Genomic DNA, 21,348 nt, shown 5'->3' with positions numbered 1-21,348 from the left:
CTTACCTCATGTTTCTTAGATTTTCTTTTAGGAGGGATTGGTAATGTCGTGAGACATGAACCTCCTTGTGGGTCTGATAAAAGGAAATGGTGCCCGTTCCTGAAAAGGACTTGTCCACCGAATAGATTTGCCGAATATTAGCGATAGTTGACTTGGATACTCGACTAAAATAGCGAGGAAGGATAGCCTCTAACTCATAGAGTTTGAGCCGAACTTCGTAGGCATCTTTATGGGTATGGGCATAAATCTTGCTACCTTCCGTCTCAAAGAAGAGAATTTCCGACAAGTCCAGATAATATTCACCCGTCCCCTTGTAAAAAATCAACCTAGGAGACTTGGACTCTTGCAAGAGCCGTTGTAAATCCGCAATCTCATCTGTCAAAGTCGCTGCCTTGATGATAATTTCAGTTTCCTCTAAATTGCTGTCAATTTCGATTCGTAACTTCATTCCATCTCCTTTCTGACTCTACTATATCAAAGCCAAAATAAGAAAACAAGAGCAAAAAAGCAAGTGGTTACTTTAGACTCGTAAGTGGTTGTAAGGCTACCTTAACTTACAGGTCAACATAGAAAGAAAATCACACCCCACACAAGACCACAAATATAGCCAACCACTACATCCTTGGGATAATGCACTCCCCCTAAGACTCTTACTAGACCTAGGAAGGCTGATAAGGTCAAACAAATCATCCCCATAGTTAGACTAGCATGCAAGCAAGCCATGGAGATAATGGTTGCTGAAAAGACATGACGACTGGGCATAGACTGACCAGAGCTATCTCTGTCTAGTAGCGGTACAATTTCCCAAACTTCATAAGGCCTAGGGGAATTGATTTTCTTACGAAGGAAGGATAAAATCACAAAGCCTGTAGCAGGGACAAACACATACATCAAGACCTGTTTTCCAAATTCTTGTTGGAGATAGGTAGTTGCTAACAAGGTTAGATAAATCATAGGCATAACTACTGTCATAAACCGATTGAAAGTTCTTAACAAGCTCAGAAGAAAGGGCTTATTTTTAATATTAGCAGCAACGTGGTCATACCATTCTTGATAATTTTTCATATATTTTCTCATCACTTACTCAAATTTTGCTTATAGGGAAGCACTTGTCTTCTAGTATAGTGCAGAAAAAGAAGGTCGTCAAGCCTTCTTTTGGTTTATTCTTCTGCTTCGTCTTCTGTAAATTGACTGTTGTAGAGGTCAGCGTAGAAACCAACTTGTGCCATCAGCTCATCATGATTGCCTTGCTCGATGATATTGCCATCTTTCATGACAAGAATCAGATCAGCATTTCGGATAGTAGACAAGCGGTGGGCGATGACGAAGGAAGTTCTTCCCTCCATCAAACGATCCATGGCTTTCTGGATTAATTCTTCCGTCCGAGTATCAACAGAAGAAGTCGCCTCATCTAGGATTAGGAGTGGTGCATCTTTCAGCAAAGCACGAGCAATGGTCAAGAGTTGTTTTTGTCCGACAGACAAGGTCACTGTATCATCCAAGACGGTATCGTAACCATCTGGTAGGGTCATAATAAAGTGGTGAATTCCTACAGCCTTGCTGGCTTCAATCACGCGATCATCACTAATACCCTCTTGGTTATAGATAAGATTGTCGCGAATGGTTCCTTCAAAGAGCCAGGTGTCCTGCAAGACCATTGAAAAGGAATCGTGCACTTCCGAACGCTTCATCTCTTTGGTATCTACACCATCGATACGGATACTTCCCTTATCAATCTCATAGAACTTCATCAAAAGGTTGACAATGGTTGTCTTACCAGCTCCGGTCGGTCCGACAATGGCAACCTTTTGACCTGCATGAGCAGTCGCAGAAAAGTCATGGATGATGGTTCGCTCTGGTGTGTAACCAAAAGAGACTCGATCAAAGACTACTTGACCTTTCATATCGCTCAATTGTCTTTCTTTATGGGATTCGTCTTCCATTTCCTCTTCAGCTAGGAATTCGAAGACACGTCCCATGGCTGCACTTGCCTGCTGAAGACTGGTAATCCCTTGGGCAATTTGTGAAAGAGGCTGAGAAAAGATACGAACGTAGGCCATAAAGGCAACAATAATCCCGATACTGATGTGTCCATTTAAGGCCAAGACTGCACCAACGATAATCACCAAAGCATAGCTAAAGTTCCCAATAAACATCATAATCGGCATCATAATCCCTGAAATAAACTGAGATTTCCAGATACTATCATACAGACGATGGTTTAATTTCGCAAATTCTTCTTTCGTACTTTCGATGGCATTATAACTGGTCACCACATTATGGCCAGAGTACATTTCCTCCACATAGCCATTGACAGCTGCCAAATCTTGTTGCTGACTCTTAAAGAAGCCCTGGGATTTGCCCATAAAGACGGACACGAAAACAAAACCAATAAGGGTTGAAACAACCGTCACCAAGGCTAAAATCCAGTTCATCCCAAACATGGTTACCAAGACTGCCACGACCAGTAAACTAGATGAAAGAACTGTTCCCAGACTTTGATTCAGGGACTGTGCTGCAGTGTCAACGTCATTGGTTACACGAGACAAAGTATCCCCCTGAGAGTGCCCATCAAAATATCCCAATGGTAGGCTATTGATTTTCTCTGCAATCGCTCTTCTCAAACGCTCTGAAAAACGTTGAATAGCTGTTGTAAACAGAAAGGCCTGCAAATAATTTGATAGAAGTCCGATCACATAAATGACGGCCAAAAAACCACCAATAGCTGCAACTGCCGCGACATCCACACTTGTTTCCAGACCACTGGCAATGATATTAGTCATTTCCTTAATACGGGTTGGCCCATAAACAGTAATGATATTGGATAGGATTGTTGCTAGAAAGGCGATTAGAAGGGCAAACTGGAGGCCTGCAAGATAGGGTTTACTCTGTTTCCAGAGAGACATTTTCTTATTTTCCATGTTCCAATTCCTCCTTCGATAGTTGTGAATAGGCAATTTCTTGGTAAACTTCGTTATTAGCTAGAAGTTCCTTGTGGGTGCCTTGCCCCACTACTTTACCTTGCTCCAAGACCAAAATCAAATCTGCATCCATAATCGTTGAAATACGCTGTGCAACAATGAGCTTGGTCATAGACTTAGTTCTTTCAGCTAAATCTTGACGCAAAGTGCGATCTGTCTTGTAATCCAGAGCAGAGAAAGAGTCGTCAAAGATAAGGATCTCTGGCTTCCGAGCCAAGGCACGTGCAATGGCCAGACGCTGTCTTTGGCCACCTGAGAAGTTGGTTCCTCCTTGGGCCACTTCTGAATCTAAGCCAGCTTCCTTATCTTCGATAAAATTCTTAGACTGGGCCAACTCCAAAGCCTGCCACATGGCCTGCTCACTAAGCGGCGTTTCTAGACTCTGTCCAAAGTCTAGATTGTCCTTGACATCACCTGAAAAGAGAATCGCTTTCTGAGGAATATAACCAACCTTGTTGCGCAAATCTTCCAAGTCATAGTCTTGAACATTGACACCATCCACCAGAATTTCTCCTGCTGATACGTCGTAAAAACGTGGAATCAGATTGACAAGAGTTGATTTACCAGAACCTGTTGACCCAATAAAGGCCACTGTTTGACCCTCTTCTGCCTTGAAGCTAACATGTTCAATAACCGCCTCCGAATTTGCCGCATAACGGAAGGTCACATCCTTAAATTCAATCTGGCCTTTGAGGTTTTCATCAGCCTGCTGCACTTGAGCAGGATTTTGGATAGAGGAATGCAAATCTAAAACCTGATTGATCCGCTTAGCAGATACCATGGTTCGGGGAAGAACAATGAAGAGCGCCCCCATGAGAAGGAAGCCCATGACAACCTGCATGGCATAGGACATGAAAACAACCATGTCACTAAATAGAGGGAGACGCGCTGTTGGAGCAGCGTCGTTAATTACATAGGCCCCAATCCAGTAAATCGCCACACTTAAACCACTTGAAATCCCCATCATGATGGGATTTAAAATAGCCATGAGACGATTAACAAACAAGTTCAAGCGTGTCAATTCATCATTTGCTGCTGCAAATTTGTCATTTTGGTAATCCTCTGCATTGTAGGCACGAACAACACGAATACCTGTTAAACTTTCACGAGTGATATTGTTCAGTTTATCAGTCAGACTTTGAATCAAAGACTGTTTTGGAAAGGCTAGCGTCATCAAAACTGTCGTCATCAAAACATTGACAATCACTGCCACAAGTACGGCCCAGAACCAGTATTCTGAATGTCCTAAAATCTTCCCGATGGCCCAGATAGCCATAATCGGACCTCGTGTAACTACTTGCAAACCCATGGTAATCAACATTTGAACTTGAGTAATGTCATTGGTGGTACGAGTTAAAAGACTGGGAATAGAGAATTTTTTAATCTCTGTCTGCGAGTAATCCAAAACTCGGTTAAAAATATCACTTCTCAGCCTACTAGTATAAGAAGCTGCCACTCTAGATGCAAAAAATCCAACTGCAACTGAGGACAAGAAGGCAAGAAAGGACATTCCAACCATCATGCTGGCTGGCTGCCATAACTCATCCAAGTTGGTTCCTTGAGTTCCCAGCAAATCCGTAATTTTAGAGATATAGGTCGGCACTTCCAACTCTAGATAAACCGAAAAGCAGGTAAAGAGAATGGCTAGTAAAATCATCCCCCATTCTTTTCCACTAATTCGTTTTGCTAATTTCTTCATTATCTCCTCCTATTCTCTTGATATTTTCCTGTAGTTGAGCCAGGACTTTCTCAAAAATCAGTAATTCACCTTCATCTACATCTGCCAACAACTGCTTGTCTATGCGTTTAAAAAAGGCCTTAACCTGCTGCATCTGAGAACGTGCTTTGTCCGTCAAACGAACAAATTTTGCCCGCTTATCGCTAGGATTCGCCTCCAATTCCACCAAACCATTTTGCACCATACGCTTGACCAAATTACTAGCAACAGACTTGGTAATATTGAGTTCCTGCTCGATATCTTTAATCAAGACCAAGTCTTGGTTTTTCTCACGATTATCCAAAAAACGTACAACCTGACCTTGAGGCCCACCCATAAATTCAATACCACAACGTTTGGCTTCCTTTTGCACCATCAGGTGAATCTGATGACCAAAACGCTTAAAGACTAACATTGGTTTATCCATACTAACTCCTTTCTAACCATCACATTTAGTTCTCCTAGGAACTAAATAAGTTTCCATGAGAACTATTTTACCACTTTGAAAAGAGATGTCAAGAAAAAGTTTCCTAGAGAACTATTTTCTTGATTAAAAAAATCCCAAGTGATTTTTTCACTTAGGATTATGTTCTCTAGGTTAAATTAGAACCCGTCTACGTTCGTATAAATCTTTTGTACGTCTTCGTCGTCTTCAAGAACGCTGTAAAGTTTTTCAAAGGTTTCAAGGTCATCGCCTGACAATTCCACTTCTGACTGAGGAATCATTTCCAATTCAGTAACTTGGAATTCTTCGATACCTGACTCACGAAGGGCAACAATAGCCTTATGAAGGTCAGTTGGAGCTGTGTAAACTGTGATTGTACCTTCTTCTGCTTCTACATCATCCACATCCACATCTGCTTCGAGCAATTGCTCAAAGACCGCGTCCGCATCTTCACCTGCAAATACAATAACACCTTTGTTATCAAAGAGGTAAGAAACAGAACCTGAAGCGCCCATGTTTCCGCCGTTTTTACCAAAGGCTGCACGGACATTAGCCGCTGTACGGTTGACATTTGAAGTCAAAGTATCAACAATCAGCATAGAACCATTTGGTCCAAAACCTTCGTAACGTCCTTCTGTAAAGGTTTCGTCTGTGTTTCCTTTAGCCTTGTCCAAAGCTTTATCGATAACGTGTTTTGGCACTTGGGCTTGTTTAGCACGGTCGATAACGAATTTCAAAGCTGAGTTTGATTCTGGATCTGGATCACCTTTTTTAGCTGCTACATAGATTTCTACACCAAATTTTGCATATACTTTAGAGTTAGCTCCATCTTTAGCCGTTTTCTTGGCTACGATATTGGCCCATTTACGTCCCATTAGGAATCTCCTTTTTTCACATTTTAATCTTTCTTATTATAACACAAGTTTTTTCGATTTTCACTAGAGGAAATGGATTTTATTCAGCAAATCGAGCTATGATGACACTTTTGTTGCCAAGATAGCCTTACCTTCTTTTATCAAGGGGTGACGGAATAATGAGAAGTAAAGTTGAACTGTCATGGCAACCCAGATTAGGGGTTCGCAAAAGATAACTCCTCTATAGCCTGCCCAAGGGATAATCAAGACCACAAAAGCAATTTTCCCGATTAGTTCGATAAAGCTGGAAACCAGAGGAAGGACCTTTTGCCCCAAGCCCTGCAAGCAATTGCGATAAATCAACAAGAGGCTCAAAATGGGATAAAAGGCTGAGCTGATTTGCAGATAGAGACTTCCATTTTCTATCAAGTAACCATCTGTCGAACTAGCCAAGAAGGAGACCAAGGCTGGACTGGCAAAAAAGAGGAAGACACAAACAAAAACTGCCCATGACATACTCAAACGACTGCCGATTCGAAGACCTTGAACAATGCGGTCTGGGCGCTTAGCACCTAAATTCTGAGAAGCAAAGGTCGTCATCGAGGCAGAAATAGCGGTCATAGGAAGAAGGGCAAAGGCCATAATGCGTCGCGCCGCTGTTTGAGCACTAATAATCACGGCTCCAAAAGTATTAACAGAAGACTGTAAAATCACACTGCCGATAGATACAATTGAACTCATCAAGCCCATAGCCAAACCTTGCTCCAAGAGATCTGCGTATAAGACCTTGTCCCATTTGAAATGTTTAAACTGTGGCAAGAGTTCTGGCACACTTTTACGAATATAATAAAAGCAAAGAACCGCTGATAAGCCTTGCGAAATGATGGTAGCAAGTCCCGCCGATTGAACTCCAAGATGCAATTGCGTAATAAAATAGAGATCCAGAACCACATTGACAAGAGCAGAGAAAATCAGAAATCCAAGCGCTGCCAGACTGTCCCCAATGGACCGCAACAAACCTGCAAAGAGATTATAGGCAAAGCTGACACCGACACAGGTCACAATCATAGAAATATATTGATAGGACTGGGGAAGAATTTCTGCAGGAGTATCTAGGTATTGCAAGAGAGGATACAAACCAAGAAATCCCAGCAGCATAACTACAATACTCAAAAGAGCACCTAAAATCCAGGTGGCTGCTACTGCCTCCTTGATTTTAGTGAAATTCCGAGCTCCATAATAGCGGGCAATGACAATCCCCATGCCATTACCAACACCAAGAGTAAAACCTACAATCAGGTCAAAAATCGCTGTCGTCGCCCCTACCGCTGCCAAGGATTCTTGACCAAGAAAACGCCCAACAATCAAGACATCAGCAGTGTTATAGAGCTGTTGAAAAATATTTGATAGCAAGATTGGGAAGGCGAAGCTTAAGAGCGAGGGAAGAATTGGACCATGTATCAGGTCCACTGTTCGTTTTTTATTCATAAGGCTATTATATCAGCTTTCTAGAGGAGCGACAAGAAACAGCAAACTATAGGCAATCTGAAATATTGAACAAAGAATCGAAAAAGCAGTGGATTTCTCCACTACTTTGACAGCTTATTCTTCAATTTCGATTTCAAGCTCATCGCCTAGGTCAAGAGTTACCTCTTCATTCACAGAATCTGCTTGAACTGCTTCATCTTTTTTGCTTTCAACAGCTTCTTCTCCATCAATCAAACCAAATTGAACACGGACTTGATGGTCAATCTCATCAAAGACTTCTGGGTTATCTGCCAAGTATTTCTTAGCATTTTCAGAACCTTGCCCGATTTTCTCATCCTTGTAAGAGTACCAAGCTCCTGCTTTTTTGATGATATCCAAATCGCTTGCGATCTTCAAAAGTTCACCAGTCTTAGAAATACCTTCTCCGTACATGATTTCAACGAAGGCTTCCTTAAACGGTGGAGCCACCTTATTTTTCACGACCTTGATCTTAGTTTCTTTACCGACGTTGGTGTCTTTTTGGTCACCAGTTCCCTTGATTTGTGTGCTTCCACGAACATCCAAACGCACTGAAGCGTAGAATTTCAAAGCACGTCCACCAGGAGTTGTTTCTGGATTTCCAAACATAACCCCAACTTTTTCACGCAATTGGTTGATAAAGATGGCAATAGTTTTTGTTTTATTGATAGAAGCACCGAGCTTACGCATAGCCTGGCTCATCATACGAGCCTGCAAACCAACGTGGCTATCTCCGATATCTCCATCAATTTCCGCACGTGGTACAAGGGCAGCAACTGAGTCGACCACGACAAGATCTACAGCACCTGAGTCAATCAATTTTCCTGCAATCTCAAGACCTTGCTCTCCTGAGTCTGGTTGTGACAAGAGCAATTCGTCAATGTTGACACCAAGGGCCGCAGCATAAGCTGGATCAAGGGCATGTTCCGCATCGATAAAGGCTGCAATACCACCTTCTTTTTGTGCTTGCGCGACTGCATGAAGGGCAACCGTTGTCTTACCAGATGACTCTGGTCCATAGATTTCAATGATACGTCCCTTAGGATAACCACCTGAACCAAGGGCAATGTCCAAAGCTAAAGAACCTGAGCTCATCACTTGCACCTTTTGCTCGGCACGTTCACCCAAACGCATGATTGATCCTTTACCAAAGTCTTTCTCAATCAGTTTAAGAGCGTCATTCAAGGCTTTTTCACGTTCAGCCCCGAATTTTTTTGAAATTTCATCTAATTTTTTTGGTTTCTTCGCCATTCTATTCTCCTACATTCTAATGGTCCTCAGACCTATCTACTATTATATCAAAAGTTAGTCACTTAATAAAGCCTTGCGAACTAGGTTAAAGGCATGCATAACCGCAATGTGACGTACATCTGCTCGACTTCTGCCTCCAATATTAACCTTGATGACCTCAGTTCCTTGCTCCTGTGCCAAGCCTATGAAGACTGTCCCAGCTGGATGTCCTTCTAGGCTATCTGGTCCTGCCACTCCAGTCAAACTAAGGCCAAAATCAGACTGGGTCTTGATTCGTGCCTGCTCAGCCATCTTTTGAGCTGTAAATTCAGACACCACACCATACTCTTCCAAATCCTTGACAGGAATATCCAACATTTTTGATTTTTCATCCAAGCTATAGGTCACAAAACCACCCTTAAATATACTTGAAGCTCCTGAAAAATCTGCTACATTGGCTTGGAAAAGCCCTGCCGTCAAACTCTCTGCAGCCGTGATGGTTTTCCCTTGTTTTTTCAGTTCCTCTATCACAATGCTGGCCAAGCTGGACTCTTCCCCATAACCATAACAGAGGTCTCGTAAAGGAATTCCTTCGAAAGTCTGGTGATCCAAGATTTGATTTTCCAAGATATCCAGCGCCTGATTTGCCTTTTCTTGACTGCTAGCCTTTGTTGACAGGCGCAGAGTGACTTCTCCTGTCTTAGCATAAGGTGCCAAGGTAGGATCGGTCTGATTATCAATTAAATCAGCCAAAATCGTAACCAGCTGACTTTCGCCAATCCCAAAGAAACGAAGAACTCGGGAATATAGCTTGCTCCCTGTCATCAACTTGGGTAGAAGTTGGTTTAAGACCATGGGTTTTAATTCACTTGGTGGACCTGGAAGGACAACGTAGGTCACTCCATCGACTTCCAATATTCCTCCCACAGCCAGTCCTGTTTCATTTGGCAGTGGAGTCGCTCCTTCTACAAGTTGAGCTTGTCTTTCGTTATTCGGTGTTCGGGCATAGTCTGGTCGCTGGGCAAAAAAGACATCCAACTTCTCCTGAGCCTGAGGATCGAAGACTAATTCTTTCCCTAAAAATTTAGCCAGAGTTTGTTTGGTCAAATCGTCCTCAGTTGGTCCCAAACCACCTGTTAAAATCACCAGACTACTACGTTGACTGGCAATCTCAAGCAAAGACAAGAGACGAGCTTCATTGTCTCCTACAGCCGTCTGAAAATATACGTCTACCCCAATCTCTGCTAGTTTTTCCGATAAAAACTGGGCATTAGTATTAACAATCTGTCCTGTCAAAATCTCTGTTCCAACAGCAATGATTTCTGCTTTCATGTTTCCTCCTACCTATCTATTCGTATTTTTTTGAAAAAATCGCAGGAAATTTCCCACGATTTCAACTATAAATTAGATTATTCTACATCTTCTTGATTTGTTGTGTTATTAATCGTACCTATTCCCAAACCGATACCATTTTGGTTTCCAAAAAGGCCCTCATATAAAACTGCATTCGTCTCTAACTCTGTCACCTTTGGTTTATCAAGTGAAGTTCTCAAGAGATTTTGCATTTCCAACATATGCTCAGTTGTAACAATCTGGTAAGAAATGCCCTGCAGTTCCGCATCTTCTCCTCGCAATTGATATGTTTCAATATTCTTGAAGGAATTTTGATAACCAAGTAATTGTGGAATACTTTTCGCTGACAAATCAATGTTGGTCTGCATATTGGTACTTAGGGCTTTTAAGATAGATTGATAGTGACTAACACTATTCAAACTAAGAACTTTTTCAACAACCTTTTGAATGACTTCACGCTGACGTTTCTGACGTCCGTAGTCCCCTTCTGGGTCCTGGTAGCGCATGCGAGAATAAACAAGAGCTTCATCTCCATTTAGAGTTTGTTGACCAACACCAATAGAAATGGTATTAAATTCCTCTTGGTCACTGATAGAAATCGGGAAACCTAGAGTGTTGTTGACGGTTATACCACCCACTGCATCAACTAATTGTTGCAATCCGTGCATATTGACCATAATATAGCGGTCAATATGGATGTTCATCATCTTCTGAATAGTTGAGATAGCTAATTCTGCACCTCCACCCGCATATGCGGCGTTTAGTTTTGCTTCCTCAATCTGACCATCTTTATGCTGAATTTTAGTCAAGATATCACGTTCCAAACTCAACATCGTTGTCTTTTTCGTGTGCGGATTAACCGTCAAGAGAATCATGGAATCACTATTTCCCTCCCAAGGGTCAGTTCGTTCCTCATTTCCAGTATCAACTCCCATTAAAAGGATCGTTAAGGGTTCAGTCGCCTCAATAACATTGGTTTCTTCACCAATTTTTTTATAAGTTCTTGATAAAGTTTCTGTACCTTGTTGATAAATGGTATAAGCAAAAACACCCACACCCAAAACTGTCACAGCTAGAAAAGCTAGCACCATTCCAATAATTTTTTTAACCATATTTCTATTAATCTATCAGTCTACCCATCAGGTAAACATCTATAAATTTCCCTTCTTCTATGTACGCACCGCGCTCTTGTCTACCTTCAATTACAAAATCATTCTTTTGATATAAATGAACTGCAGCTTGATTACGAGTTTGGACAGTGAGTTGAAGTCTACGAAGAACGCCACTAGCCTGCGCCCATTCTACGACTTCTTCAAGTAACAAACTCCCCAGTCCATTATTCCAATATTTCTTACCGATCACAATAAAAAGATCTCCAATATGACGAACTCTCTTACGTTGATCAGCTGTGATATTTACCAGACCAGCAATTTCATCATTCAGCAAGGCAAGTAAAGTAATTTGATTTTCTGAATGAGCCTGTTTATTCAAAAACAACTCCATCTCAGTATCTGTCAACAGAATACCTTCCCTGTCCAGACTGGTAAAATCTGTTTCTAGACTGACACGATTTAAAAATGATACTAACTCAGCCGCATCTTCAACTTCTGCTTCCCTAATGAGCAACTCATACTCCATGTTGAAGCTCCTCTAAGAGTTTTTCTGCACGTAAACCCTTTGCTTGGAAATTCAGCCTGCGACCGTCTCCTTCTTTTAGAATTTCCAACTCTAAATAAGTATCTGGTAGGACATCACCTAAGAGATTTCCCCACTCGATGACAGTCACGCCGCCACCAAAGAGAAACTCATCTAAATCAATAGAATCAGCATCCCCCTCTATACGATAAATATCTAAATGATAAAGAGGAAGACGACCTTCATACTCCCTCACAATAGTATAGGTTGGACTCTTAATCATCTGAGAAATATGTAATCCTTTAGCAAGGCCTTTTGTAAAGGTCGTTTTGCCTGCTCCAAGTTCTCCAGTTAGAATTAAAACATCATTCTTTTCTAATAAACAGCCCAAACGCTCACCTAAGGATTGTAAGTCTTCTTCGTTTTTAGTGTACATGTTTCTATTATACCAAAAACTTGTTCTTTGTCTAGGTATTATCTATGAATTCCATATTATGAATTAAAAACTTGAACCAGTCCTTGTTATGATCTTAAAATAGGAACAGTAAAAAGACAACTAACAAGATATCTCTCATCAAATGACTGTAAAATGAAACTTCCCAACGAATGACTTTTGGCACCAACAGTCCTAGAAATAGCATTCCCAAGGCAATATAAAAGGTCATGGACAATAGCATCCAAGGATTTCTGAGAAAGATTAGAATAGCTAGTCCACTAATAAAACAGATTTCCTTCTTACCCAAAATCTTTTTCAATCCATTTACATACTTCTGAATAGGTAAAAAGACTAGCAAATCAATCCCAAATAAGAAAAAGAAACTCGGTAGAAAGGCTTCCACAAATCCTTCCACGGATGCATTTCCTGCAAGGATATGTTCTATGACAATTAAAGCTAAACCCAAAATGTTTACTAAGAGCAACAGACTATACAAGAATTGTTGCTTATCTTCCTTAAAAACTGAATAAGATTGATTTCTCTGTCCACTATAGTAGTTTATCCCTGCCCCAATACTTGCAAGGAGCAACATGCCAACTAAATAATAGAAGCAGTTTTGATTTAACATCAAGGCCCAAGTCGATAAACTTAAACAAGAACAGCTACTAATACCAAAAATCGTAAACAATAACAAAACACGAATTTGCTTTTTCATTTTTTCCATCATTCTTCCTCCTTACTTGCTCTTATTATATGCTAGAAATCCTCATCATTGCTAGAGTATTTCTCAACTGTCAGTTTTCTACTCTAAAATGCAAAAAAGTTTGATGCAAGTATCCCTTACATCAAACTTTTACTATTTCTCTTCAAACCAAAGAGCAATTTCTCGCTTAGCTGACTCTTCTGAATCTGAACCATGTACAACATTTTGAATAGCTTGGTTTTCACCAGCAGCTTTTGCAAAATCACCTCGAATCGTTCCTGGTAAAGCTTCTTCTGGACGAGTTGCCCCCATCATAGTCCGCCAAGTTTCAATTACTTTAGGACCAGAGATGATACCCACAAGAACTGAGCCTGAAGTCATAAATTCACGAATCGGTGGGTAAAAACTCTGACCAACCAAGTCCTGATAGTGCTGGTCAATCAACTCTTCTGAAAGCTGTGAACGCAACTCCAATTTTTCAATTATAAATCCACGTTGTTCGATGCGTTTCAACACTTCACCCACTAGCCCTCTTTTTACACCGTCTGGTTTAATGATAAAAAATGTTTGTTCCATACCCGTCTCCTTTGTCAGCTTCTTTCTTTTATTTTACCACATTTCATGGAAAAATGGAGAAAGTTTTCAGAAAAAAAGAGAACCCGAAGGCTCTCTCATTCTCTTTTATTCTACTGTTTCTTCCACAGTTTCAACGGCAGTATCCACAACTACTTCTGTTGTTTCTTCATTCCCTTCTTCCTCTACTGGAGGATTAAGGTATTCTTCTTCGTTGACAGCATGTGGTTCAAGGTTACGGTAACGGGCCATACCAGTACCTGCTGGGATGATCTTACCGATGATAACATTTTCTTTAAGTCCAAGGAGATGGTCTTTCTTACCGCGGATAGCTGCATCTGTAAGGACACGAGTTGTTTCCTGGAAGGAAGCCGCTGACAAGAAACTATTTGTTTCAAGTGAGGCTTTAGTAATTCCCATAAGAACTGGGCGACCTGTCGCTGGAACTCCACCTGCGATAAGGACATCTTTGTTGGCATCTGTAAAGTCATTGATATCCATGAGGGTACCCATGAGAAGATCTGTGTCACCTGGATCCATGACACGGACTTTACGGATCATTTGACGAACCATTACCTCGATGTGTTTGTCACCGATTTCTACCCCTTGGCTACGGTAAACTTTTTGTACTTCACCGAGAAGGTAAGTTTCAACTGACAAGACATCACGAACTGCAAGGAGACGTTTTGGTTGGATAGAGCCTTCTGTCAGAGCAGCACCACGCGCTACTTGGTCTCCAACTTCAACACGCATACGAGCTGTAAATGGAACAACATATTCACCTTCGCCAGTTTCACCCTTAACAAAGACTTTCTTAGTACGAGTTGATGCATCTTCTTCGATAGCGGTAACTTGTCCTTTAACCTCTGTGATAACCGCTTCCCCTTTAGGATTGCGGGCTTCAAAGATTTCTTGGACACGAGGAAGACCCTGAGTGATATCGGTATTTGAGGCAACCCCACCCGTGTGGAAGGTACGCATTGTAAGCTGTGTACCAGGTTCCCCGATAGATTGGGCAGCGATTGTACCGACTGCTTCACCAACTTCAACCGCATCACCAGTCGCCAAGTTGATACCATAACAGTGACGGCAGACACCATGACGAGTGTTACATGTAAATACAGAGCGGATAGTCACTTCTTCCACACCAGCGTTGACAATTTCACGCGCCTTGTCTTCTGTAATCAACTCATTTGGACCGATAATCACTGCACCAGTTTCTGGATGTTTAACAGTTTTCTTAGTGTAACGACCGTTGAGACGCTCTTCAAGAGACTCGATCATTTCTTTTCCTTCTGCGATAGAACGGATCAAGAGACCACGGTCAGTTCCACAGTCGTCCTCACGGATGATAACGTCTTGGGCAACGTCAACCAAACGACGAGTCAAGTAACCTGAGTCGGCTGTCTTAAGGGCCGTATCGGTCATACCTTTACGAGCACCGTGAGTTGAGAAGAACATTTCGAGTACTGACAAACCTTCGCGGAAGTTTGAAAGGATTGGTAATTCCATGATACGTCCGTTCGGAGCCGCCATCAGACCACGCATACCGGCAAGCTGTGAGAAGTTTGAGATGTTACCACGGGCTCCAGAGTCCATCATCATAACGATTGGGTTCTTAGGATCTTGGTTGGCAATCAAACGTTTCTCTAGTTTTTCACGGGCAGCACGCCATTCAGCTGTAACAGCATTGTAACGCTCGTCGTCTGTAATCATACCGCGACGGAATTGTTTTGTGATTTGTTCTACACGTTTGTGTGATTCTTCAATGATTTCAGCCTTGTCATCAACGACTGGGATATCGGCAATACCCACTGTCAATCCTGCAAGAGTTGAGTGATGGTAACCGAGGTTCTTCATGCGGTCAAGTAGTGCAGAAGTTTCTGTCGTACGGAAACGTTTGAAGATTTCAGCGATGATATTTCCAAGGTTTTTCTTCTTGAATGGAGGGTTGAGTTCCAGATTGCTGATTGCTTCCTTGATATCTCCACCAAGTGGCAAGAAGTATTTAGCTGGAACGCCTTCTGTCAAGTTGGCATTGTTTGGTTCTTGCAAGTATGGTAGACCCTCTGGCATAATGTCGTTGAAGAGGATTTTACCAACTGTTGTAAGCAAGACCTTGTGTTTTTGCTCTTCTGTCCAAGGCTTGTTGAGGCTGTCTGTTGCAATACCAACACGTGAGTGGAGGTGAACATAACCATTACGGTAAGCCATAACCGCTTCGTCACGGTCTTTGAAGACCATTCCTTCACCTTCACGACCAGCTTCTTCCATGGTCAAGTAGTAGTTACCCAAAACCATGTCCTGAGATGGAGTAACAACTGGTTTACCATCTTTCGGGTTCAAGATGTGCTCAGCAGCGAGCATCAAGATACGAGCTTCTGCTTGGGCTTCTTCTGAAAGTGGTACGTGGATGGCCATTTGGTCCCCGTCAAAGTCGGCATTGTAGGCTTCACAGACAAGTGGGTGCAAGCGAAGGGCCTTACCATCAATCAAGACTGGCTCGAAGGCTTGGATACCCAAACGGTGAAGGGTCGGTGCACGGTTCAAAAGCACTGGGTGTTCTTTGATCACTTCTTCAAGAATATCCCAGATACGCTCATCTCCACGTTCGACCAAGCGTTTAGCTGCTTTCACGTTTTGCACGATATCACGTGCAACGATTTCACGCATCACGAATGGCTTAAAGAGCTCGATCGCCATTTCACGTGGCACACCACATTGGTACATCTTAAGAGTTGGGCCAACGGCGATAACGGAACGTCCTGAGAAGTCAACACGTTTACCGAGCAAGTTTTGACGGAAGCGTCCTTGTTTACCTTTAAGCATGTGGCTCAATGATTTAAGAGGACGGCTACCTGGTCCTGTGATTGGACGACCACGACGACCATTGTCAATCAAAGCGTCAACCGCTTCTTGAAGCATACGCTTCTCATTTTGAACGATGATACCTGGTGCATTCAACTCAAGTAAACGAGCCAAACGGTTGTTACGGTTGATAACACGGCGGTAAAGGTCGTTCAAGTCAGATGAGGCAAAACGGCCACCATCCAACTGCAACATTGGACGAAGATCTGGTGGAATAACCGGAAGGATGTTGAGAATCATCCATTCAGGTTTGTTTCCAGACTTGTAAAAGGCATCCAAAACATCCAAACGACGGATGGCTTTGACACGTTTTTGTCCAGTCGCTGTTTTTAACTCTTCTTTGAGTTCAGCAATTTCTTTTTCAAGATCTACTTGTTTCAAGAGGTCTTGGATAGCTTCGGCACCCATCTTGGCAACGAACGATCCATAACCATACTCACGCAAGCGCTCACGGTATTCGCGCTCTGTCATGATAGACTTGTGCTCAAGTGGTGTATCCTTAGGATCAATCACCACATAAGCCGCAAAGTAGATAACTTCCTCGAGGGCACGGGGACTCATATCAAGGGTCAAGCCCATACGGCTTGGAATCCCCTTGAAGTACCAGATGTGAGATACAGGAGCTTTCAATTCGATATGCCCCATACGCTCACGACGAACTTTTGTACGCGTTACTTCAACCCCACAACGGTCACAAACAATTCCTCTGTAACGAATGCGTTTGTACTTACCACAAGCACATTCCCAGTCTTTTGTAGGACCAAAGATAACTTCATCAAAGAGTCCTTCACGTTCTGGTTTCAAGGTACGGTAATTGATTGTTTCAGGTTTTTTGACTTCTCCATAAGACCATGAACGGACTTTGCTTGGAGAAGCTAGGGTGATTTGCATACTTTTAAAACGATTTACATCAACCACTATTTCTTCCCTTTCTATTCTAAGTGAACTGCTTATTCTTATTCAGCAGCTTCTTCTGTTGTTTCCGCTTTTGTTGCTTTCTCAGCTTCTTCAGCTTCAAAGGCTGCTTTAGCCTCTTGTGCTGCTTTTTCACGGGCTTTTTCAAGGTCATCTACGTGGATGACATCTTCGTCCATTCCTTCATCCAAGTCACGAAGTTCCACTTCTTGGTCATCTTCGTCAAGGACACGCATGTCAAGACCAAGAGATTGCAATTCTTTGACAAGAACTCGGAAGGATTCTGGAACACCTGGTTTTGGAATTGGTTTTCCTTTTGTAATGGCTTCATAAGCTTTCAGACGTCCGTTGATATCGTCAGACTTGTAAGTCAAGATTTCTTGAAGGACATTTGACGCACCGTAAGCTTCAAGAGCCCAAACCTCCATCTCACCGAAACGTTGTCCACCAAACTGAGCTTTCCCTCCTAGTGGTTGTTGGGTAACAGTTGAGTAAGGTCCGACTGAACGCGCGTGCAATTTATCATCAACCATGTGGTGGAGTTTGATCATGTACATGACTCCGACAGAAACACGGTTATCAAACGGTTCCCCAGTACGTCCATCGTAAAGGATTGTTTTGGCATCGCTATCCATACCAGCTTCTTTAACAGTTGACCAAAGGTCTTCAGAACTTGCTCCGTCAAAGACTGGTGTTGCGATATGAATACCAAGAGTACGAGCAGCCATACCAAGGTGGAGCTCCATAACCTGACCAATATTCATACGTGATGGCACCCCAAGTGGGTTCAACATGATGTCGACTGGAGTTCCGTCTGGAAGGTAAGGCATGTCTTCTACAGGAACGATACGAGAAACAACCCCTTTATTTCCGTGGCGTCCGGCCATCTTATCTCCGACCTTGATCTTACGTTTCTGAGCGATGTAGACGCGAACCAGCATATTAACACCTGATTGCAATTCATCTCCATTTGCACGTGTAAAGATCTTAACATCACGAACGACACCATCGGCACCGTGTGGTACACGAAGAGAAGTATCACGCACTTCACGAGATTTATCTCCGAAGATAGCGTGCAAGAGACGTTCTTCAGCTGAAAGGTCTTTCTCACCCTTAGGTGTTACTTTACCTACAAGGATATCACCTTCTTTAACCTCAGCACCGATACGGATAATACCCATTTCGTCAAGGTCTTTAAGAGCGTCTTCCCCAACATTTGGAATTTCACGAGTGATTTCTTCAGGCCCAAGCTTTGTATCGCGCGTTTCTGATTCGTATTCTTCAAGGTGAACAGATGTGTAGACATCGTCTTTCACCAAGCGTTCGCTCATGATAACGGCATCCTCGAAGTTGTAACCTTCCCAAGTCATATAGGCAACGATTGGGTTTTGTCCAAGCGCCATTTCTCCATTTTCCATAGAAGGTCCGTCAGCGATGAAATCGCCTTTTTCAACAACATCGCCAACTTTTACAAGAGTGCGTTGGTTGTAAGCAGTACCTGAGTTTGAACGACGGAATTTTTGGATGTGGTAAACGTCCAATGAACCATCTTCACGACGAACTTCTACCTTGTCAGCATCTGCATAGGTAACTTTACCGTCATACTGAGCAATCACAGCAGCTCCTGAATCGTGGGCTGCTTGGTATTCCATACCAGTACCAACGTAAGGTGCTTTTGGATTAATCAATGGCACAGCCTGACGTTGCATGTTGGCTCCCATGAGGGCACGGTTGGAGTCATCGTTTTCCAAGAAAGGAATACATGCTGTCGCAACGGCAACTACCTGTTTTGGTGATACGTCCATATAGTCAACAACATTAGCTGGATACTCTTGGTTGACCCCTTGGTGACGTCCCATGACAACTTTCTCAGCAAATGTTCCATCTTCATTCAGACGAGAATTAGCCTGTGCTACAGTAAATTCATCTTCTTCATCGGCTGTCAACCAAACGATTTCGTTAGTAACAACACCTGTTTCACGGTCAACTTTACGGTATGGCGTTTGAACAAAACCATACTTATTCAAGTGTCCATAAGATGACAAGTTATTGATCAAACCGATGTTAGGTCCTTCAGGTGTCTCGATTGGACACATACGGCCGTAGTGAGTGTAGTGCACGTCACGTACTTCATATCCAGCGCGGTCACGTGTCAAACCACCAGGCCCTAAGGCTGACAAACGGCGTTTGTGAGACAACTCAGAAAGTGGGTTGTGTTGGTCCATGAACTGTGACAACTGTGATGAACCAAAGAATTCTTTAACTGCAGCTGTTACAGGGCGGATGTTGATAATTTGTTGTGGTGTCAAGACTTCATTGTCCTGAACAGACATACGTTCACGGACATTACGTTCCATACGAGAAAGTCCAAGACGTACTTGGTTGGCAAGCAATTCACCAACCGCACGGATACGACGGTTTCCAAGGTGGTCGATATCATCTACACGACCAAGTCCTTCAGCCAAATTGAGGAAGTAGCTCATTTCAGCAAGGATATCTGCAGGAGTGACGATACGAACCTTGTCATCTGGATTAGCATTACCGATGATCGTTACAACACGGTCTGGATCAGTTGGAGCAACAACCTTGAATTTTTGAAGAACAACTGGCTCAGTCACAACCGCTGCATCATTTGGAATGTAGACAATCTTGTTCAAATCACCATCCAAATGGCTTTCAATGCTTTCAATCACGCTACGAGTCATGATTGTACCAGCTTCTACCAAGATTTCTCCAGTTTCAGGATCTACCAATGGCTCTGCAATGGTTTGATTAAGCAAACGTGTTTTAACATTGAGTTTTTTATTGATTTTGTAACGACCGACAGCTGCCAAGTCATAACGACGTGGGTCAAAGAAACGAGCTACAAGCAAGCTACGTGAGCTTTCAGCAGTCTTAGGCTCACCTGGACGAAGACGTTCGTAAATTTCTTTCAAAGCTTCGTCGGTACGAGAGTCCATTGGGTTCTTATGTATATCTTTTTCAACAGTGTTGCGAACCAATTCGCTGTCACCAAAGATATCAAAGATTTCATCATCACCTGAGAAACCAAGCGCACGAACCAATGTCGTAAATGGAATCTTACGAGTACGGTCGATACGAGTGTAGGCGATATCTTTTGAGTCACTTTCAAGTTCCAACCAAGCTCCACGGTTAGGGATAACAGTTGAACCGTAGCCCACTTTACCGTTTTTATCAACTTTATCGTTAAAGTAAACACCCGGCGAGCGGACCAACTGAGATACGATGATACGTTCACCACCATTGATGATGAAAGTACCCATTTCTGTCATGATTGGGAAATCACCAAAGAAAACTTCTTGGGTTTTGATTTCGCCTGTTTCTTTATTGATCAAGCGGAAGGTTACAAAAATTGGTGCTGAGTAGCTAGCATCGTGAATACGAGCTTCTTCTAGCGTATATTTTGGTTCCTTGATTTCATATCCAACAAATTCCAACTCCATTGTGTCTGTGAAGTTTGAAATTGGCAATACATCTTCAAACACTTCCTTAAGACCATGGTCTAGGAAATCTTTGAATGAGTCAGTTTGAATTTCAATCAAATTTGGTAAGTCAAGAACTTCTTTGATTCTTGAAAAACTACGACGGGTACGATGTTTCCCGTATTGAACGTCATGTCCTGCCAAGATGATTCTCCTTTGTAAATAAATTCCAAGCCTTGTCAATCAGGCTTTTCTAATCGTCATATGGTTTTTAAAACCCCTATCACCGTGTCCTTTTGATGAATTTTCAGAATCTTTAAGTCTTTGTTACAAACACGCGAAATCCTGAAAAAAAGCACAAAAAGAGCAGCTAAATCTGACTTTTTCAGAAGATTTAACTGCTGTGAGCCTTGTCTGGACAATATTTCAGACAAAACCTACGACAAATGATTATTTATATTATACCCTATTTAGCTAGATTTTTCAAGGGGATTGACGAATTTTTGACAAAATCTTTTCCTATAAAAAAATTAAATTCAACGATCGCTTTGCAAACTTCATTTTCAGTTTAGTAGTTCACAAAAATATGGTAAATTACGATTTTCCTATTTTATCATAGGCTGTTTTTTCTTGACTTTACTAGGCTTTTCTTTTAATATATATGTATAAATATATATGGAGGTTTATGA

Annotated in this window: 16 protein-coding genes; all 16 read right to left on the bottom strand. The window is 42.2% G+C overall.

All coding sequences use genetic code 11. The annotated features are described in order from the left end of the window. Window position 1: 1 nt before the first annotated feature. Complete coding sequence (locus tag D8837_RS05310) at window positions 2-448, bottom strand: LytTR family DNA-binding domain-containing protein (protein ID WP_125456422.1); 447 nt, start codon at window positions 446-448, stop codon at window positions 2-4. Window positions 449-561: 113 nt separating this feature from the next. Next, entirely contained in the window at window positions 562-1,065 is a 504-nt protein-coding gene (locus tag D8837_RS05305) for a phosphatase PAP2 family protein (RefSeq protein ID WP_185755673.1), read from the bottom strand. 95 nt (window positions 1,066-1,160) lie between these two features. Beyond that, a complete protein-coding gene (locus D8837_RS05300; protein ID WP_125456420.1) occupies window positions 1,161-2,921 on the bottom strand; it encodes an ABC transporter ATP-binding protein in 1,761 nt (586 codons plus the stop codon). Next, window positions 2,911-4,680, bottom strand: coding sequence for an ABC transporter ATP-binding protein (locus D8837_RS05295; protein WP_125456419.1), 1,770 nt, complete (start codon window positions 4,678-4,680; stop codon window positions 2,911-2,913). Before D8837_RS05295 ends, D8837_RS05300 begins: the two co-directional genes overlap by 11 nt. Continuing rightward, complete coding sequence (locus D8837_RS05290) at window positions 4,655-5,125, bottom strand: MarR family winged helix-turn-helix transcriptional regulator (RefSeq protein WP_125456418.1); 471 nt, start codon at window positions 5,123-5,125, stop codon at window positions 4,655-4,657. Before D8837_RS05290 ends, D8837_RS05295 begins: the two co-directional genes overlap by 26 nt. 176 nt (window positions 5,126-5,301) lie before the next feature. After that, window positions 5,302-6,018 (bottom strand): YebC/PmpR family DNA-binding transcriptional regulator, encoded by a 717-nt coding sequence (locus D8837_RS05280; RefSeq protein ID WP_000532882.1) that lies wholly within the window; start codon window positions 6,016-6,018, stop codon window positions 5,302-5,304. A 96-nt stretch (window positions 6,019-6,114) separates the two neighbouring features. Continuing rightward, complete coding sequence (locus D8837_RS05275; RefSeq protein ID WP_125456417.1) at window positions 6,115-7,485, bottom strand: MATE family efflux transporter; 1,371 nt, start codon at window positions 7,483-7,485, stop codon at window positions 6,115-6,117. Window positions 7,486-7,599: 114 nt separating this feature from the next. Next, window positions 7,600-8,754: a recombinase RecA gene (recA, locus tag D8837_RS05270; RefSeq protein WP_020901874.1), complete on the bottom strand. Its 1,155-nt coding sequence runs from the start codon at window positions 8,752-8,754 to the stop codon at window positions 7,600-7,602. 54 nt (window positions 8,755-8,808) lie between these two features. Then, window positions 8,809-10,065, bottom strand: a complete 1,257-nt coding sequence (locus tag D8837_RS05265; protein WP_125456416.1) for a competence/damage-inducible protein A — start codon at window positions 10,063-10,065, stop codon at window positions 8,809-8,811. Window positions 10,066-10,142: 77 nt separating this feature from the next. Continuing rightward, window positions 10,143-11,198, bottom strand: coding sequence for a biofilm formation/cell division transcriptional regulator BrpA (brpA, locus tag D8837_RS05260; protein ID WP_125456415.1), 1,056 nt, complete (start codon window positions 11,196-11,198; stop codon window positions 10,143-10,145). 7 nt (window positions 11,199-11,205) lie between these two features. Beyond that, a complete protein-coding gene (locus D8837_RS05255; RefSeq protein WP_125456414.1) occupies window positions 11,206-11,724 on the bottom strand; it encodes a GNAT family N-acetyltransferase in 519 nt (172 codons plus the stop codon). Further along, on the bottom strand, window positions 11,714-12,157 hold the full coding sequence (gene tsaE / locus D8837_RS05250) for a tRNA (adenosine(37)-N6)-threonylcarbamoyltransferase complex ATPase subunit type 1 TsaE (RefSeq protein ID WP_125456413.1): 444 nt from the start codon (window positions 12,155-12,157) through the stop codon (window positions 11,714-11,716). The genes D8837_RS05255 and tsaE overlap by 11 nt, the downstream gene beginning before the upstream one ends. 94 nt (window positions 12,158-12,251) lie before the next feature. Next, window positions 12,252-12,881 (bottom strand): competence protein, encoded by a 630-nt coding sequence (locus D8837_RS05245; protein WP_125456412.1) that lies wholly within the window; start codon window positions 12,879-12,881, stop codon window positions 12,252-12,254. Between the two features lie 132 nt (window positions 12,882-13,013). Continuing rightward, window positions 13,014-13,436: a nucleoside-diphosphate kinase gene (gene ndk, locus D8837_RS05240; protein ID WP_125456411.1), complete on the bottom strand. Its 423-nt coding sequence runs from the start codon at window positions 13,434-13,436 to the stop codon at window positions 13,014-13,016. A 105-nt stretch (window positions 13,437-13,541) separates the two neighbouring features. After that, window positions 13,542-17,219: a DNA-directed RNA polymerase subunit beta' gene (gene rpoC, locus D8837_RS05235; protein WP_033686295.1), complete on the bottom strand. Its 3,678-nt coding sequence runs from the start codon at window positions 17,217-17,219 to the stop codon at window positions 13,542-13,544. A gap of 38 nt (window positions 17,220-17,257) precedes the next feature. Then, on the bottom strand, window positions 17,258-20,863 hold the full coding sequence (gene rpoB / locus D8837_RS05230; RefSeq protein ID WP_125456410.1) for a DNA-directed RNA polymerase subunit beta: 3,606 nt from the start codon (window positions 20,861-20,863) through the stop codon (window positions 17,258-17,260). Window positions 20,864-21,348 lie beyond the last annotated feature (485 nt).

The organism is Streptococcus mitis, from assembly GCF_003942965.1.
GTDB lineage: Bacteria > Bacillota > Bacilli > Lactobacillales > Streptococcaceae > Streptococcus > Streptococcus mitis_BH.
Note: the sequence above shows the minus strand (reverse complement) of the source record. Positions and strands in the feature narration are given on the sequence as shown.

Bases quoted from the DNA above. Each gene is read 5' to 3' on its own strand.
- D8837_RS05310 (WP_125456422.1), bottom strand. From the start codon at position 448: ATGAAGTTACGAATCGAAATTGACAGCAATTTAGAGGAAACTGAAATT.
- D8837_RS05305 (WP_185755673.1), bottom strand. From the start codon at position 1,065: ATGAAAAATTATCAAGAATGGTATGACCACGTTGCTGCTAATATTAAA.
- D8837_RS05300 (WP_125456420.1), bottom strand. From the start codon at position 2,921: ATGGAAAATAAGAAAATGTCTCTCTGGAAACAGAGTAAACCCTATCTT.
- D8837_RS05295 (WP_125456419.1), bottom strand. From the start codon at position 4,680: ATGAAGAAATTAGCAAAACGAATTAGTGGAAAAGAATGGGGGATGATT.
- D8837_RS05290 (WP_125456418.1), bottom strand. From the start codon at position 5,125: ATGGATAAACCAATGTTAGTCTTTAAGCGTTTTGGTCATCAGATTCAC.
- D8837_RS05280 (WP_000532882.1), bottom strand. From the start codon at position 6,018: ATGGGACGTAAATGGGCCAATATCGTAGCCAAGAAAACGGCTAAAGAT.
- D8837_RS05275 (WP_125456417.1), bottom strand. From the start codon at position 7,485: ATGAATAAAAAACGAACAGTGGACCTGATACATGGTCCAATTCTTCCC.
- recA (WP_020901874.1), bottom strand. From the start codon at position 8,754: ATGGCGAAGAAACCAAAAAAATTAGATGAAATTTCAAAAAAATTCGGG.
- D8837_RS05265 (WP_125456416.1), bottom strand. From the start codon at position 10,065: ATGAAAGCAGAAATCATTGCTGTTGGAACAGAGATTTTGACAGGACAG.
- brpA (WP_125456415.1), bottom strand. From the start codon at position 11,198: ATGGTTAAAAAAATTATTGGAATGGTGCTAGCTTTTCTAGCTGTGACA.
- D8837_RS05255 (WP_125456414.1), bottom strand. From the start codon at position 11,724: ATGGAGTATGAGTTGCTCATTAGGGAAGCAGAAGTTGAAGATGCGGCT.
- tsaE (WP_125456413.1), bottom strand. From the start codon at position 12,157: ATGTACACTAAAAACGAAGAAGACTTACAATCCTTAGGTGAGCGTTTG.
- D8837_RS05245 (WP_125456412.1), bottom strand. From the start codon at position 12,881: ATGGAAAAAATGAAAAAGCAAATTCGTGTTTTGTTATTGTTTACGATT.
- ndk (WP_125456411.1), bottom strand. From the start codon at position 13,436: ATGGAACAAACATTTTTTATCATTAAACCAGACGGTGTAAAAAGAGGG.